Source organism: Kaistia defluvii, assembly GCF_040548815.1.
In the GTDB taxonomy this organism is placed as follows: Bacteria; Pseudomonadota; Alphaproteobacteria; order Rhizobiales; family Kaistiaceae; genus Kaistia; species Kaistia defluvii_A.
Window position 1 is genome coordinate 631,205 of the sequence record NZ_JBEPSM010000001.1, and the last position, 14,982, is coordinate 646,186.

Below are 14,982 nucleotides of genomic sequence, written 5' to 3' on the forward strand. Positions count from 1 at the left end.
AGGTGGATCAATGCGGCCGCTCGGGGGGCCGGGCAGGGTTTAGGCTTTCCGCGCGAACCCGAGATCCATGGCCGTTTCTGCACATTCCGAACCGCGACCGCCTGTGGTCTTCGTCGTCGACGGCGATGGCGCCGTCCGGCGTTCCCTGCGGTTCGCCCTGGGGATCGAAGGCTTTCAGGTCGACACCTTCGCCGATGCAGAGGCGTTTCTGAAGGTGGCGGAATGCCGGCCGGACGCCTGCGTCGTCGTCGATTATCGGCTGAAGGGCATGAGCGGGCTTGAGCTGATCCAGTCGATGCGCCGGCGCGATTGCCCGATGCCGGCAATCCTGACGGTCACCAACCCCTCGCCGGCATTGGCCCGCCAGGCTGAAGCGGCCGGCGTTGCGCTGGTCGAGAAGCCCTTGCTGGGCCCGGCCTTGCTCGACCGGATCCGCGAAGCGCTGGCGGGCAGCCTTCCCCCAGCCGGTCCCGGCGCACCCGCCTGAGGCAGCCGAACCTATCCCACCGTAACGTTCCGCAAGGCTTTCGTCACGCAGCTGGCATAGGCTGCGCGCAGGGATTGCGCAGTCGAATCAGGACGCGCGTGCTACGACGCTCGGAGCGACAGCGCGAACAGGACGTAGCCAGGGCCTTCCATGAACGATTCGACGAGCAATGCGGGACGCAGCCCGGTACCGGCCATGATCGGCCTTTGCGCGGTGATCCTGATCGTGGCGGCGATGTACTGGGCCAGCAATGTGTTTGCGCCCATATCCTTCGCGCTGCTGATCATCGCCATGGTCTGGCCCCTGCAGCGCGCGCTCCAGGCTCGCCTGCCGCAACTCGTGGCGCTGCTGGTCTGCCTCGTCGGCACCATCGTCGTGATGGGAATCTTCACTCTGCTGCTGGGCTGGAGCCTCAACCGGGTCGGCATCTACGTGCTGAGCGACACAGCGCGCTTCCAGACGATGTATAACGAACTCGCGGCCTGGCTCGAGGGCCATGGCATCGCCGTTTCCGGCCTCTGGGAACAGCATTTCAACGTCAGCTGGATCCTGCGCATCGTCCAGCAGGTCACCGGCCGGCTCAACAGCACGCTGACTTTCTCGCTGGTCGTGCTGATCTACGTCATGCTCGGCCTGCTGGAAGTCGGCGATATCGGCCGCAAGCTGCGCCGCTTCAAGTCGGGCAGCCTCGGCTACGCCTTCCTGGTCGGCAGCGGCGAGACCGGCGCCAAGCTGCGCCGCTACATGCTGGTGCGCACGCTGATGAGCATCATGACCGGCGTGCTGGTCTGGGGCCTGACCTACAGCGCCGGCCTCAGCCTCTCGGCCGAGTGGGGCGTGATCGCCTTTGCGCTCAACTACATCCCGGTGATCGGGCCGCTTTTCGCCACGGTGCTGCCGACGCTGTTCGCCATCGCGCAGTTCGAGACCTGGCAGGCGGCGATCCTGATCTTCGTCTTCCTGAACCTGATCCAGTTCCTGGTCGGCAGCTATCTGGAGCCGCGGATCGCCGGCAAGTCGCTGTCGCTCTCGCCGGTCATGGTGCTGTTCGCCGTGTTCTTCGGCACGTTCCTGTGGGGCATTGCCGGCGCCTTCATCGGCGTGCCGATCGTCATCGCCATCGTCACCATCTGCGCCCACCACGATTCGAGCCGCTGGATCGCCGACATCCTCGGCTCCCCGCCGGCCGATCCGGAAGCCGGCTGAGGCGGGGTTAACAGCGCCCGTTCTGGTAACGGCCCGTTAGCGCCCCGTGAGCGCTCAAGTCGTTTCCGGCTCGGGCGCGGCGACGAGGATGCGCTCCGGCCTTGCCAGCCCCAGGCCCTTGCCGTCGACATGCAGGGTGTGGATGTAGAAATAGCTGCCCTTGGCGTTGGTCCCCTCCATCACCGGCGAGGGGGCCGAAAGGATTGGCATGCCGCCGCTCTCGCCGATCCAGTCGACATGGCGATGGCCATGCAGGATGACGACCCGGCCGGCAAAACGCTGGAGCCGCCGCACGAACCAGCTGCCATTGATCAGCGCCGTGCCGATCCGCTCCGAGAGCGCATTGGCGGGTTGCGGATATTCGACGACATGGTGGTGCAGGGCGACCAGCCAGGACGCCTGCGGATAGTCGGCCTTGACCGCATCCATCGCCCGCGCCTGCTCCAGCGACACCATGCCGAGCGCGTTGGTGAAGGAGAAATGCGTCTCGGCATTCGAGTTCAGCACGATGATGCCGAGCCCCTCCGGGCGTGAGGGCGGCTGGACCATCGGGAAGGACGTCTGCCAGATATCCGACACCGGCCGCCAGGCCCGGCGCGAGGCGCGGTCGGCGAAGGCCTCGATCGAGCCGCGCTGGCGCTCCATCGCCTCACGAAAGGTCCCGCCGAGCCGGTTGTTCGCTCGGTCGACCAGGCGGTAGCGGTCGCCCTGCAGGGCTTCCATGGCGGAAAGCGTGCGCAACTGCCGTAGCCGCTTGTTCGGGCTCGTCGGCAGGTCCATGCGGGCAGGGTTGTTGCGGTCGACGACGTTGACGTCGTGATTGCCGGGCAAGATGGTGACCAGCGGCACGAGTTCCGCGAACGGCTCTAGCGCGTCGAAGAATTCGGCCCATTCGGTCGAGATGCCGGCATCGGTCATGTCGCCGGTGATCAGGATCGCGTCGAGCGGCCTTGCCGCATGCACGGCGCGCAGCCGCTCCAGCGTCGCCTTGAACTTGTCGTTGCCGCGCGGGCCGACCCGGCCGCTCTCGATGCGGAAGCCGTAGCGCTCGCCCACGCAGTGAATGTCGGAGAGATGGGCGACCCGCCAGCGCGGCGCCTCGTCGGGCGCGGGGCGGAAGCCGGTGAAGCCGCGCGGCTGCGCCATGGTGGCGTCGGCGATGCCCCAGACGAGCGCCGCGATGGCGAGATAGGCGCAGAGCAGCACCGTGCCATTGGCAAGCGCGATCCCCACCACGCGGCGCGGCGCGCTGAGGTCGGCCAGCGTCCCGGTCCAGTGCGTCGCCGGCCAGATGAGCGCCGCGACGCCGATGGCGAACACGCAGACCGTGAGGCCGGCGATCGCCGCCGTCATGGCGCGCGCCCGGGCGATCGTGGCGGGCTTGGCGTCGATGCGGCGCAGCAGTCGATGCTCGATCAGGTGGCGCAGCGTCTCGCGGCACAGCGCATAGGCCGGCTGCACCGCGATCGAGTTCAGCGACCAGAAGCTGCTCTCGATCATGCGGAACAGCGGCCGGCCGCCATACCAGGCGACCAGGCCGAGGATCGCCAGCAGCAAAATGGGCACCAGGCCCGTAAACAGCTCCGCCGCCTGGCGCGACACTTTGCTGATCCAGATCGACAGGAAGAAGGGGGCGAGCCCGAGCGCAAGCCCGGGCAAACCCATCAGCAGGGTCCCGGCGAGGATCAGCTTGAGCGGGCTGATCTCGGCCAGAAGCGATCCGGCGATCGAAAACAGCGAGCGCTGCTTCGTGCTGGAGGCGTCGTCTTCAATGTCGCCCTTGCGGGGATCGACAATCGGATTCATCGGCGGCACACGGGCAAGGGCGACATCAATCCGGCTAGCTCGTGGCGCCGCCGGCGGGGGCGGTCGTGTCTGCGGGGGCGGTGGTCTCGGCCGGTGCGGCCGCATGATCGGCCAGCGCCTCGCGCAGCGCCTTTTCCTGCTCGTCGGTGAGCGAGGTGCGCATCACCGTGCCGCCGACGCCGCGCAGGTCCGCCAGGACCTTGTCGGTGGTCATCTTGCGGATCAGCAGGAACAGGCCGGCATTGCCCGGCGCCAGCGACTGCGCCGCGTCCTTCATGAACTCGTCGTTGATGCCGACATCGGTGAGCTTGCCGCCGAGCGCGCCGGAAGCGGCGCCGATCGCCGTGCCGACCAGCGGCATCAGGAAGATGAAGCCGATGAGCGTGCCCCAGAAGGCGCCGGAGACGGCGCCGGTCGCCGTGGTGTTCACCAGCTGGTTGAGCTTGATGCGGCCATTGGCGTCGCGCACCGCGACCACCGCGTCGCCGAGCTCGATCAGATATTCCTTCTGCATCTCGAGGACGCGGTCGCGCACTTCCTCGGCCTTCTGCTCGGACGGGAAGGCGATAAAGACGAGGTCGCTCATTGGGAAAACTCCATCGTTCGGAACGATCTTGAACTGTTGGCCGGTTGGCGGTCGGCATACGGCCGCCGCGAACATGCAATGGCACAGCAACGCTACCATAGCGCGACGGCGCAGGATTGCGAGCGCGCCCCGTCCCGCCGCGCGGCTTCCTGTCCCGAAAGACCGGTTGATGCACAGCCGTCTTCGGCGTGCCGCGCGGCCGCCGCCCGAACCGCCATTCCTGCCTGCCGACAGGCGGCAAAATGCCGTCCAGACGGAAAGACTTGACGACGAGAACAAAACGTGAACATATGAAATATCGACAGTCCGATAAGGAGATAGCCATGACCGCCTATATCCGCGACGTTGCCGCCCTGGGTGCCCTGATGCTGTTCATCGCGATGGTGAGCCTCTGGTCGGATCTGCTCGTCCACGTCGTCTGATCCGCCTCAGCGGGGGAAAGGCGCCGGCGTGATGGACAGGCGCGGCGCTCTGGACATAAATCAGGCGGAAGAGGATCGCCTGATGAGTCTTATTGCTCGCGACGTCGGATTTGTTCATCTCCGCGTCCACTCCGCCTATTCGCTGCTGGAAGGCGCGCTGCCGCTGAAATCGCTGATCAAGCTGGCGGCGGCGGACAAGATGCCGGCGCTTGGCCTGACCGATACCGGCAATCTGTTTGGCGCGCTGGAATTCTCCGAGAGGGCGGTCGAGACCGGCATTCAGCCGATCATCGGCTGCCAGGTGGCGGTCCATTTCGACGACGGGTTCGAACCGTCGCGTCGCCCTGTGCCCGGCCAGAAGAACCTTTCCGATCTCGTCATGATCGCCTCGAACGAGGCGGGGTACTGGAACCTCGTCCGCCTCGTCTCGCGCGCCTTCATGGAGACGGACCCCGGCGACAAGCCGCATATCAAGTTCGGCGATCTGGAAGAAACCCATGAGGGTCTGATCGTGCTGACTGGCGGCGGTTCGGGGCCGCTCGACCAGGCGATCCGGATCGGGCAGGGCGCCTTCGCCGAAAGGCGGATCGAGCGCATGGCTGGCCTGCTCGGCGACCGGCTCTATGTCGAATTGCAGCGCCACCAGGCGATCGAGCAGCAGCGCGCCGAGCCGGAGCTGATCGATCTCGCCTATCGTTATGGCCTGCCGCTGGTGGCCACCAACGAGGCCTTCTTCCCGAAGCGCGACGACTATGAGGCGCATGACGCGCTGGTCGCGATCGCCGAGGGTTCGGTGGTGGCGGACGAGAAGCGGCGGCGGCTGACGCCGGAGCACTATTTCAAGTCGCGCGCCGAAATGGTGGCGCTGTTCGCCGACCTTCCCGAGGCGACCGACAATTCCGTCGAGATCGCGCTGCGCTGTTCCTACCGGCCGATGAAGCGCAAGCCGATCCTGCCGCGCTTCGCCGGCGCCGATGCGGAGCCGGAGGCTGCCGAGCTGGCCGAGGTCCAGGCGCTGCGCGACCTGGCCAGGACCGGCCTCGAGAAGCGCCTGGCTTTCCATGGCCTCGCGCCCGGACTGACCGACAAGCAGTATTGGGACCGGCTCGAATTCGAGCTTTCCGTCATCGAGAAGATGAAGTTCCCCGGCTACTTCCTGATCGTGGCCGACTTCATTCAATGGGCGAAGCTGCAGGGAATTCCGGTCGGGCCGGGCCGTGGTTCGGGCGCCGGTTCGCTCGTCGCCTGGTCGCTTACCATCACCGATCTCGACCCGATGCGCTTCGCGCTGCTGTTCGAGCGCTTCCTCAACCCCGAACGCGTCTCGATGCCGGACTTCGACATCGACTTCTGCCAGGACCGGCGCGGCGAGGTCATCGACTACGTCCAGCAGAAATACGGCGCCGCCCAGGTGGCGCAGATCATCACCTTCGGAACGCTGCAGGCGCGCGCCGTGCTGCGCGACGTCGGCCGCGTGCTGCAGATGCCCTATGGCCAGGTCGATCGCCTCTGCAAGATGGTGCCGCAGAATCCGGCCAATCCGGTGTCGCTGGCGCAGGCGCTGATCGATGAATCAAGGTTGCGCGAGGCGCGCGACGAGGATCCGGCCGTCGCCCAGCTGCTCGCCATGGCGCAGAAGCTCGAAGGGCTCTATCGCCACGCCTCGACGCACGCCGCCGGCATCGTGATCGGCGACCGGCGCCTCGACGCGCTGGTGCCGCTCTACCGCGATCCGCGCTCGACCATGCCCGTCACCCAGTTCAACATGAAGTGGGTCGAGAGCGCCGGGCTGGTGAAGTTCGACTTCCTCGGCCTGAAGACGCTGACGGTGCTCGACACGGCGGTGAAGCTGATCGCCAAGCGCGGCATCACCGTCGATCTCGCCGCCATTCCGCTCGACGACAAGCCTTCCTACGAGATGCTGGCGCGCGGCGAGACGGTCGGCGTGTTCCAGCTGGAAAGTCAGGGCATGCGCAAGGCCCTGATGGGCATGCGGCCGGACCGGTTCGAGGACATCATCGCGCTGGTGGCGCTCTATCGCCCGGGTCCGATGGACAACATCCCGACCTACAATGCGCGCAAGCATGGCGAGGAGAAGCCGGACTATTACCATCCGCTGATCGAGGTCGTGCTAAAGGAGACGCACGGCGTCGTCATCTACCAGGAACAGGTGATGCAGATCGCGCAGATCCTGTCCGGCTATTCGCTCGGCGAAGCCGACATGCTGCGCCGCGCCATGGGCAAGAAGATCAAGGCGGAGATGGACGCCCAGCGCGACCGTTTCGTCGTCGGCGCCGTCAAGCAGGGCCTGACCAAGGACCACGCCAACACCATCTTCGACATGCTGGCGAAGTTCGCCGACTACGGCTTCAACAAGAGCCACGCGGCGGCCTATGCGCTCGTCGCCTACCAGACGGCCTATCTGAAGGCGAACTACCCGGTCGAGTTCCTGGCCGCGTCGATGACGCTGGACATGGGCAATACCGAGAAGCTGAACGATTTCCGCCGCGAGGCGATGCGCCTCGGCTTCACCGTCGACCTTCCCTCGGTCAATCGCTCGGGCGCCGTGTTCGACGTCGAGGACGGCCGCATCATCTATTCGCTCGCCGCCATCAAGGGCGTCGGCAGCCAGGCGGTCGAGCATCTGGTCGAGAGCCGTGGCAGCCGACCGTTCCGCGATCTCGCCGATTTCGCCGCCCGCATCAATCCGCGCGTGCTCAACAAGCGCACGCTGGAGAGCCTGATCTGCGCCGGCGCGCTGGATGGCTTCACCCCGGACCGCGCCCGCGTCATGGCGGGCGTCGAGCGGATCATGGCCATCGGCAGCCGCGTGGTCGAAGGGCAGGCGATCGGCCAGGACGAGCTGTTCGGCGGGGGCGGGCAGGGCGAGGCGCTGACCTTGCCCTTCGTCGACCCGTGGATGCCGTCCGAACGGTTGCAGCGCGAGCATGCCGTCGTCGGCTTCTATCTGAGCGCCCATCCGCTGGATGAATATGCGCCGATCCTGAAGCGGATGCGCGTCCAGACCTGGGCGGAATTCTCCGAGGCCGTGCGCCTTGGCTCTGCCGCCGGGCGCCTGGCCGGCACGGTCACGACGCGGCAGGAGCGGCGGACCAAGTCGGGCAACAAGATGGGCATCGTCCAGTTTTCCGACCCGACCGGCCAGTTCGAGGCGATCCTGTTCTCCGAGGCGCTGAACGAGTATCGCGACAAGCTGGAGCCCGGCCAGTCGGTGATCGTCCAGGTCGCGGCCGAGGATCGCCCGGAAGGCATCAGCGTCCGGATCGTCACGGTCAAGCCGCTCGACCAGATGACCACCGGCCTGAAGCAGCTCCGCATCTTCATGCGCGGCGAGGAGCCTTTGAAGAGCATCGAGCGCCATCTCTCCCGCGGCAAGGGCGAGGGCGACGTCAGCCTGGTGCTGATGCTCGACAAGGGCCAGCGCGAGGTCGAGGTGCAACTCCCCGGCCGCTACCTGCTCTCCCCCCAGATCGCCGGCGCGCTCCGCGCCGTCAGCGGCGTCGTGCAGGTCGAGCTGGTGTAGGGCGGGCGCTGCGCCCAGTGCGCTCGCCGTCAGGGGCGTGGTGCGTGTAGCGTGGTACGGGCGAAGGATGTGCTTGGCCTCTCGCTGAGGGAGAGGTGAGGAGCTGCGTCGGTCGAAACGCAGGATGTCGTTTCGCTCCGTCGTCATCCCGGCGAAGGCCGGGATCCATACCCTCCCGATCCGCGGTGAGAACGCCCGCCAAGACTTGCCAGGCCGGTGTTCATGGGCCCCGGCCTCCGCCGGGGCGACGGGCCATTGCATGCCGCGGCTTGCAGGCGGCTCAGGGCGAAAAGCCAGCAAGACCCTCACCCAACCCTCTCCCGCGCGCGGGAGAGGGCTTTTCGGCCGGTGGGGTTTCGGCGCCGAGGCCGGGCTCCGCCGGCTCCCTCTCCCGCAAGCGGGAGAGGGCTTTTCGGTGGGGTCTGGACGCCGAGACGGGCCTCCGTCGGCTCCCTCTCCCGCGCGCGGGAGAGGGTTGGGGTGAGGGGCTTGCTTCAAAACGCGCGCTACGAGGAGCCACCGGCTCCCAGGCCTCGCCAATCCGCCCTGCGATCCCCATCTAGTGTCGGTGCGCCGCGGCGAAACGCTTGCACTCTGGCCTTTCGCCGCCTATAAGGCGCGCATTCCACACGTGGGGCTCGGGCTCCGGCGGCGATCTTTGTATCGTCCGACGGAACCCACCGGTGTCGCAATCGCGGCTTTCCCCACGGAGGCTGAACCGGTAAACAAGGAGATAGGGCCATGGCTCTTCCGGATTTCTCTATGCGTCAGTTGCTTGAAGCTGGCGTCCACTTCGGTCACCAGAAGCACCGCTGGAACCCGAAGATGGCACCGCACCTCTACGGCGTGCGCAACAACATCCACATCATCGACCTGGCCCAGACCGTGCCGATGCTGCACCGCGCCCTTCAGGCTGTCAGCGACACCGTCGCCGGCGGCGGCCGCGTGCTGTTCGTCGGCACCAAGCGCCAGGCTTCCGAGCCGGTCGCTTCGGCTGCCAAGCGTTGCGCCCAGTACTACGTCAATTCGCGTTGGCTCGGCGGCATGCTGACCAACTGGAAGACGATCTCGCATTCGATCCAGCGCCTGCGCCACCTCGACGAGCTGCTCTCGTCGGACGTGCAGGGCCTGACGAAGAAGGAGCGTCTGACGCTGTCGCGCGAGCGCGACAAGCTCGAGAACGCGCTCGGCGGCATCAAGGACATGGGCGGCATTCCGGACCTCCTGTTCGTCATCGACACGAACAAGGAAGCCCTGGCGATCCAGGAAGCCCGTCGTCTGAACATCCCGGTCGCGGCGATCATCGATTCGAACTCCGATCCCGATGGCATCACCTACCCGATCCCCGGCAATGACGACGCCGGCCGCGCCCTGACGCTCTATGGCGACCTCGTCGCCCGTGCAGCGCTCGACGGCATCATGCGCGCTTCGGGCCATGCCGGCGTCGATCTCGGCGCCCAGGACGAAGTCTACGAAGAGGCGCTGGCCGAGGAAGTTCCGGCTGAGGAAGCTCAGGCCGAGGAAGTTCCGGCCGCTCCCGCCGCCTAAGTCATCCCGCCGTCACGCATCTCTGCGTGGTGTTGGAACTGAGGACAAACGCAGCCGGGCGCTTTTGCCCGGCTGTTCGTTAGAAACACGAGAAAACGAGGCAGACGATGACCATTTCCGCTTCGATGGTGAAGGACCTGCGCGAGAAGACCGGCGCAGGCATGATGGATTGCAAGGCGGCGCTGATCGAGAACGGCGGCGACGTCGAGGCTTCGATCGACTGGCTGCGGACCAAGGGTCTCGCCAAGGCCGCCAAGAAGGCCGGCCGCGTCGCAGCGGAAGGCCTCGTCGGCGTCGCGGCGTCGGGCACGACCGCCGTTGTCGTCGAAGTCAACTCCGAGACCGACTTTGTGGCGCGCAACGCCGAGTTCCAGCAGGTCGTGCAGAATGTGGCCCAGGCCGCTCTCGCCACCGACGGCTCGGTCGCAGCGGTTGCCGCATCGAACTTCCCGGGCTCCGACAAGACCGTCGAAGACGCGATCACCACCGCGGTTGCGACGATCGGCGAGCACATGAACCTGCGCCGTTCGGCCGCCGTTTCGGTGACCGATGGCGTCGTGGCGACCTATGTCCACTCGGCCGTCGCGCCGAACCTCGGCAAGATCGGCGTTCTCGTCGGCCTGCAGTCGACGGGCGACAAGGACAAGCTGGTTGCCCTCGGCCGCCAGGTTGCGATGCACATCGCCGCCACCAACCCGCTTTCGGTCCGCAGCGAAGATCTCGATGCCGACGTCGTGGCGCGCGAGCGTTCGGTCTATGCCGAGCAGGCGCGTGAATCCGGCAAGCCGGAAGCCATCATCGAGAAGATGGTCGAGGGTCGCGTCCGCAAGTTCTACGAGGAAGTCGTCCTTCTCTCGCAGTCTTTCGTGATCAACCCGGACCTGACCGTCGAGAAGGCGCTGAAGGCTGCCGAGGCGGATGTCGGCGCGCCGATCGAACTCACCACCTTCGTCTCCTTCCGCCTCGGCGAAGGCGTCGAGAAGGAAGAGTCCGATTTCGCGGCCGAAGTGGCTGCCGCAGCGGGCACCAAATAATTCGGGGAACATCCGTTCCTTTGCGAGAAAAGACAGGGCGCCGGATGACATCCCGGCGCCCTTCGTGTATCCGAAGGCGCCTTTCATAAAGCGAAGAGGAAGCAAGCATGGCGGAGTCGGTCCGTTTTCGACGTGTCCTCCTCAAGGTCTCTGGCGAAGCGCTTCTCGGTGATCAACCCTTCGGTATCGATGAGAAAGTCATCGACCGGATCGCGGGGGAAGTCGGCCAGGCAGTGGAACTGGGCGTCGAAGTCGGCCTCGTCGTCGGCGGTGGCAACATCTTCCGCGGCATGACGATCGCCAAGGCGGGCGGCAACCGCGTCGCCGGCGACCATATGGGCATGCTGGCGACGGTGATGAATGCGATTGGCATGCACGAGGCGCTGGAGCGCCGCGGCATCTCCTCGCGCGTCTTCTCGGCCGTGCCGATGCCCACCATCTGCGAAACGTTCAGCCAGCAGCGCGCCGAGCGGGCGCTGAAGCGATCCAAGGTCGTGCTGTTCGCCGGCGGCACCGGCAACCCGTTCTTCACGACGGATTCGGGCGCGGCGCTGCGCGCGGCCGAGATGGGCTGCGACGCCCTGTTCAAGGGTACGCAGGTGGACGGCATCTATTCCGCCGATCCGCGCAAGGATCCGGACGCCGTCCGTTTCGAGCGCATTACCCACGCCGAAGTGCTGGCGCGCGGGCTGCAGGTCATGGATACGGCCGCTGTGGCGCTGGCCCGTGACAACGGCATTCCGCTTGTCGTATTTTCGATCCAGGAACCCAACGCGTTCGTCGACATCCTGCGTGGCCAAGGCCGCGCGACGATTGTCGCTGACGAGTGATGCGCGCCTCGGTAATCTCCGACGCGCACCAAGTATAAAGAGGATGCCATGAACTTGGACGACCTGAAACGCCGCATGGACGGCGCCATCTCGGTCCTGAGGACAGAACTCGCAGGCCTTCGCACCGGCCGCGCCTCGTCGGGAATGCTCGACCCGATCATGGTCAATGCCTATGGCTCGCATATGCCGATCACGCAGCTCGCGACGATCAGCGTGCCGGAGCCGCGGCTGATCATGGTCCAGGTCTGGGACCGCGCCACCGCATCCGCCGTCGAGAAGGCGATCCGCGAGTCGAGCCTCGGGCTCAACCCGGTCGTCGAAGGCCAGGTCTTCCGCATTCCGATCCCGGAGCTCAACACCGAGCGCCGCATGGAATTCGTCAAGGTCGCGCACAAATACGCCGAGTCGGCCCGCATTTCGGTTCGCCATGTCCGTCGCGACGGCATTGACGGCCTGAAGAAGGCGGAGAAGGACGGCAGCATGAGCGAGGACGACAGCCGCAAGATGTCGGACAAGGTCCAGAAGCTCACCGACGACACCATCGCCGAGATCGACGCGGTCCTCGCGGCGAAGGAAGCGGAGATCACTCAGGTCTGACCAGGGCGGATTAGCCATGAACTCGAATGCCGACGATTCGGGCGCCGAGCTTCTGGCGAAACCCTCTGACGCAGCGGTTTCGCCGCTGAGCATTCCGCGCCATGTCGCCATCATCATGGATGGCAATGGCCGCTGGGCACAGGGGCGGGGCCTTACCCGCACCGAAGGGCACCGGCGCGGAATGGAGGCGGTTCGCGCCGCCGTCGAAACGTCGCGCGAGCTCGGCGTTTCTTATCTGACTCTGTTCAGCTTCTCCTCGGAGAACTGGTCGCGGCCGCCGCTGGAAATCCAGTTCCTGTTCGGCCTGCTGCGCCTGTTCATCCAGCGCGACCTGGCCAATCTTCATCGCAACGGCGTGCGCGTCACCGTCATCGGGGATCGCGTCCGCCTGTCGGCCGATATCCGCTCGCTGCTCGAGCAGGCCGAGAAGCTCACCTGCGACAACACCGGCCTTCGCCTGGTCATCGCCTTCAACTATGGCGCGCGCGACGAGATCACCCGCGCCGTGCGCCGCCTGGCCGAGGATGTCGCCAACGGCCGGCTGACGCCGGACGCGATCGACGAAGACACCATCCGCTCCCGCCTCGACACGGCCGACATGCCCGATCCCGACCTGGTGATCCGCACCAGCGGCGAGATGCGGCTGTCCAATTTCCTGCTCTGGCAGGCGGCCTATGCCGAACTCGTCTTCCTGCCGGCCTATTGGCCTGATTTCGACCGCGCGGCCTATCTGCAGGCGGTCGAGGAATATTCGCGTCGTGCGCGGCGCTTTGGCGGGATTGCCGCCCGGAGGAGCGGTTGAAATCCCAGCATCCCGTGGGCGTGCCCGCGAATGACGACGGCAAACCGCGCCGGAGCGATCTGACGCTTCGGGTGTGGTCGGCCGCTGTGCTGATTCCGCTCGCCCTCGTGGTGACCTGGTGGGGCGGCCTGCCGTCCTTCCTGCTGGTGGCCCTCGTCTCCGCGATCGTCTTCGCCGAATGGGCGAACATCGTCGGCCGTTCGCCGCGGCTGCTTCCCTCCACGACGGACGTCTCGGTCGGCATCGCCTTCGTCGCGCTCTCGGCCATCGTGGCCGGGTTGCAGGGCTTCGGCGCCGGCCTCGCTGTGCTTGTCGCCGGCATCGTCGGCGTCGCGCTGCTCTCGCGTTCGGCCTGGCTTGCCGGCGGCGTCGCCTATGCCGGCCTGCTGGGCGTCTGCCTCGCGGCGCTGCGCAGCGATGGCGCCGAGGGCCTCACCGCCGTGGTCGTGCTGCTGGTGCTGGTCTGGGGCACGGACAGCTTCGCCTATTTCGCCGGCCGCACGATTGGCGGGCCGAAGCTCTGGCCCCGCGTTTCGCCGAAGAAGACCTGGTCCGGCTCGATTGGCGGCCTCGTCGGCGGCGTGCTGCTCGCGGCCTTGACGGCGATGCTGTTCGGCGTCCGGGTGGGGCCGGTGCTGGTGCTGGTCCTGGCGCTGCTCTCGATCGTCTCCCAGGCGGGCGACCTGTTCGAATCCGCGATCAAGCGGCATTTCGACAAGAAGGACTCCGGCTGCATCATCCCCGGCCATGGCGGCATGATGGATCGGGTCGATGGCCTGATCTTCGCCGCCATCGGCGCCGCGCTGATCGGCGCCCTGCACGGCGGCAACCACCATATCGGCCAGGGGCTGCTTTCATGGTGAGAAGCCCTGCCTTGCCGGCGGGGCGGACGCGCGCCGACAAGGACCGCCGCACCCTGTCGATCCTGGGCGCCACCGGCTCGATCGGACGCAGCACCGCCGACGTTGTTCTTCAGCATCGGGATGCCTTCGACGTCGAGGTCGTGACGGCCCAGAGCCGGGTCGACGAACTGGCCGAGATGGCGATCCAGCTTGGCGCGCGGCTCGCCGTCATCGGCGATGTCACGCGTCTCGCGAGCCTGCGCGAACGGCTGGCCGGGACAGGGATTGCGGTTGCGGCCGGCCCGGCGGCGATCGTCGAGGCAGCGTCGCGTCCGGTCGATCTCGTGGTCGCCGCAATCGTCGGCGCGGCCGGGCTGGAGCCGACGCTCGCGGCCATCGATGCCGGCGCGGATATCGCGCTCGCCAACAAGGAATGCATGGTCTGCGCCGGCGCACTGTTCAACCGGCGCGCGGCGGCGGCCTCGGTTCGCGTACTACCGGTCGATTCCGAGCATGACGCCATCTTCCAGTCGCTGGAAGCCAACAATCTCCGCGCTGTCGAGCGGATCACCATTACCGCCTCGGGTGGCCCGTTTCGCACCGCCACGCTGGACGAGATGCGCCGCGCCACCCCCGCCCAGGCGCTGAAGCATCCGCGCTGGGCGATGGGGCCGAAGATCTCGATCGATTCGGCGACCATGATGAACAAGGGCCTCGAGCTGATCGAGGCGCACCATCTGTTCGATATCGAATCCGCCCGGCTCGACGTGCTGGTGCACCCGCAGTCGGTCGTGCACGGCTTCGTCACCTATGCCGACGGATCGGTCATCGCGCAGCTCGGCGCCGCCGACATGCGCATTCCAATCTCGCATTGCCTGAACTGGCCGCGCCGCGCCGAAACCGCGACGCCGCGGCTGGATCTGGCGGCGCTGGGCACCCTAACCTTTGAAAAGCCGGATTTGGAGCGCTTTCCAGCGCTCTCGATCGCGCGAACCGCGCTGGAAAACGGCGATTGGGCCACCAATATTCTGAATGCTGCCAATGAGGTGGCCGTCGCGGCGTTTCTGGATGGAACCATCGAGTTCCTGGAGATCGCAGCGACCGTCGAGGCCGTGCTCGAACGAGCGACCGCGACGGTCGGCGGCACGGTTCTGGATACCGTCGAGGCGGTGCTGGCGCTGGACGGCGAAGGGCGGCGCCTGGCCGCCGAGCGAATTGAATTCCGAGGACGGCGCGCCAGCTGACGGCGCTGCACGCGAAAGCGGAAAGGTGATGTGA

Annotated in this window: 11 protein-coding genes and 1 pseudogene; 10 read left to right on the top strand and 2 right to left on the bottom strand. The window is 66.6% G+C overall.

Annotation, left to right across the window (positions count from 1 at the left end):
* The first annotated feature begins 67 nt into the window (after positions 1-67).
* Both ABIE08_RS03020 and ABIE08_RS03025 read left to right on the top strand, forming a co-directional pair.
* Positions 68-487 carry a response regulator transcription factor gene (locus ABIE08_RS03020; RefSeq protein WP_354548652.1) on the top strand — a complete coding sequence of 140 codons (420 nt, stop codon included), beginning with the start codon at positions 68-70 and terminating at the stop codon, positions 485-487.
* 150 nt (positions 488-637) lie between these two features.
* Positions 638-1,693: an AI-2E family transporter gene (locus tag ABIE08_RS03025; RefSeq protein WP_354548654.1), complete on the top strand. Its 1,056-nt coding sequence runs from the start codon at positions 638-640 to the stop codon at positions 1,691-1,693.
* Positions 1,694-1,747: 54 nt separating this feature from the next.
* Here ABIE08_RS03025 and ABIE08_RS03030 read toward each other — a convergent pair whose 3' ends face one another.
* Together ABIE08_RS03030 and ABIE08_RS03035 are read right to left on the bottom strand one after the other, a co-directional pair.
* Entirely contained in the window at positions 1,748-3,499 is a 1,752-nt protein-coding gene (locus tag ABIE08_RS03030; RefSeq protein WP_354548655.1) for a metallophosphoesterase family protein, read from the bottom strand.
* Positions 3,500-3,533: 34 nt separating this feature from the next.
* On the bottom strand, positions 3,534-4,085 hold the full coding sequence (locus tag ABIE08_RS03035; protein ID WP_354548657.1) for a DUF1269 domain-containing protein: 552 nt from the start codon (positions 4,083-4,085) through the stop codon (positions 3,534-3,536).
* A 504-nt stretch (positions 4,086-4,589) separates the two neighbouring features.
* On the opposite strand from ABIE08_RS03035, the gene dnaE reads away from it, so the two are divergent.
* From dnaE to dxr, 8 genes and pseudogenes are all read left to right on the top strand, one after another.
* Positions 4,590-8,051, top strand: coding sequence for a DNA polymerase III subunit alpha (dnaE, locus tag ABIE08_RS03040; RefSeq protein WP_354548659.1), 3,462 nt, complete (start codon positions 4,590-4,592; stop codon positions 8,049-8,051).
* Positions 8,052-8,792: 741 nt separating this feature from the next.
* Positions 8,793-9,590, top strand: a pseudogene (gene rpsB / locus ABIE08_RS03045) (30S ribosomal protein S2); the annotation flags it as partial.
* Positions 9,591-9,706: 116 nt separating this feature from the next.
* Entirely contained in the window at positions 9,707-10,633 is a 927-nt protein-coding gene (gene tsf, locus ABIE08_RS03050) for a translation elongation factor Ts (RefSeq protein ID WP_354548663.1), read from the top strand.
* Between the two features lie 107 nt (positions 10,634-10,740).
* Positions 10,741-11,463, top strand: coding sequence for a UMP kinase (gene pyrH, locus ABIE08_RS03055; RefSeq protein WP_354548665.1), 723 nt, complete (start codon positions 10,741-10,743; stop codon positions 11,461-11,463).
* A 48-nt stretch (positions 11,464-11,511) separates the two neighbouring features.
* Positions 11,512-12,060: a ribosome recycling factor gene (gene frr, locus ABIE08_RS03060; protein WP_354548667.1), complete on the top strand. Its 549-nt coding sequence runs from the start codon at positions 11,512-11,514 to the stop codon at positions 12,058-12,060.
* 16 nt (positions 12,061-12,076) lie between these two features.
* Positions 12,077-12,862, top strand: a complete 786-nt coding sequence (locus tag ABIE08_RS03065; RefSeq protein ID WP_354548668.1) for an isoprenyl transferase — start codon at positions 12,077-12,079, stop codon at positions 12,860-12,862.
* Positions 12,859-13,725 carry a phosphatidate cytidylyltransferase gene (locus ABIE08_RS03070; RefSeq protein WP_354548670.1) on the top strand — a complete coding sequence of 289 codons (867 nt, stop codon included), beginning with the start codon at positions 12,859-12,861 and terminating at the stop codon, positions 13,723-13,725. Before ABIE08_RS03065 ends, ABIE08_RS03070 begins: the two co-directional genes overlap by 4 nt.
* Positions 13,719-14,948 (top strand): 1-deoxy-D-xylulose-5-phosphate reductoisomerase, encoded by a 1,230-nt coding sequence (gene dxr, locus ABIE08_RS03075; RefSeq protein WP_354548671.1) that lies wholly within the window; start codon positions 13,719-13,721, stop codon positions 14,946-14,948. Before ABIE08_RS03070 ends, dxr begins: the two co-directional genes overlap by 7 nt.
* Positions 14,949-14,982 lie beyond the last annotated feature (34 nt).

Coding starts and splice junctions, on each gene's coding strand:
- ABIE08_RS03020 (WP_354548652.1), top strand. CDS start 68: ATGGCCGTTTCTGCACATTCCGAACCGCGACCGCCTGTGGTCTTCGTC.
- ABIE08_RS03025 (WP_354548654.1), top strand. CDS start 638: ATGAACGATTCGACGAGCAATGCGGGACGCAGCCCGGTACCGGCCATG.
- ABIE08_RS03030 (WP_354548655.1), bottom strand. CDS start 3,499: ATGAATCCGATTGTCGATCCCCGCAAGGGCGACATTGAAGACGACGCC.
- ABIE08_RS03035 (WP_354548657.1), bottom strand. CDS start 4,085: ATGAGCGACCTCGTCTTTATCGCCTTCCCGTCCGAGCAGAAGGCCGAG.
- dnaE (WP_354548659.1), top strand. CDS start 4,590: ATGAGTCTTATTGCTCGCGACGTCGGATTTGTTCATCTCCGCGTCCAC.
- tsf (WP_354548663.1), top strand. CDS start 9,707: ATGACCATTTCCGCTTCGATGGTGAAGGACCTGCGCGAGAAGACCGGC.
- pyrH (WP_354548665.1), top strand. CDS start 10,741: ATGGCGGAGTCGGTCCGTTTTCGACGTGTCCTCCTCAAGGTCTCTGGC.
- frr (WP_354548667.1), top strand. CDS start 11,512: ATGAACTTGGACGACCTGAAACGCCGCATGGACGGCGCCATCTCGGTC.
- ABIE08_RS03065 (WP_354548668.1), top strand. CDS start 12,077: ATGAACTCGAATGCCGACGATTCGGGCGCCGAGCTTCTGGCGAAACCC.
- dxr (WP_354548671.1), top strand. CDS start 13,719: ATGGTGAGAAGCCCTGCCTTGCCGGCGGGGCGGACGCGCGCCGACAAG.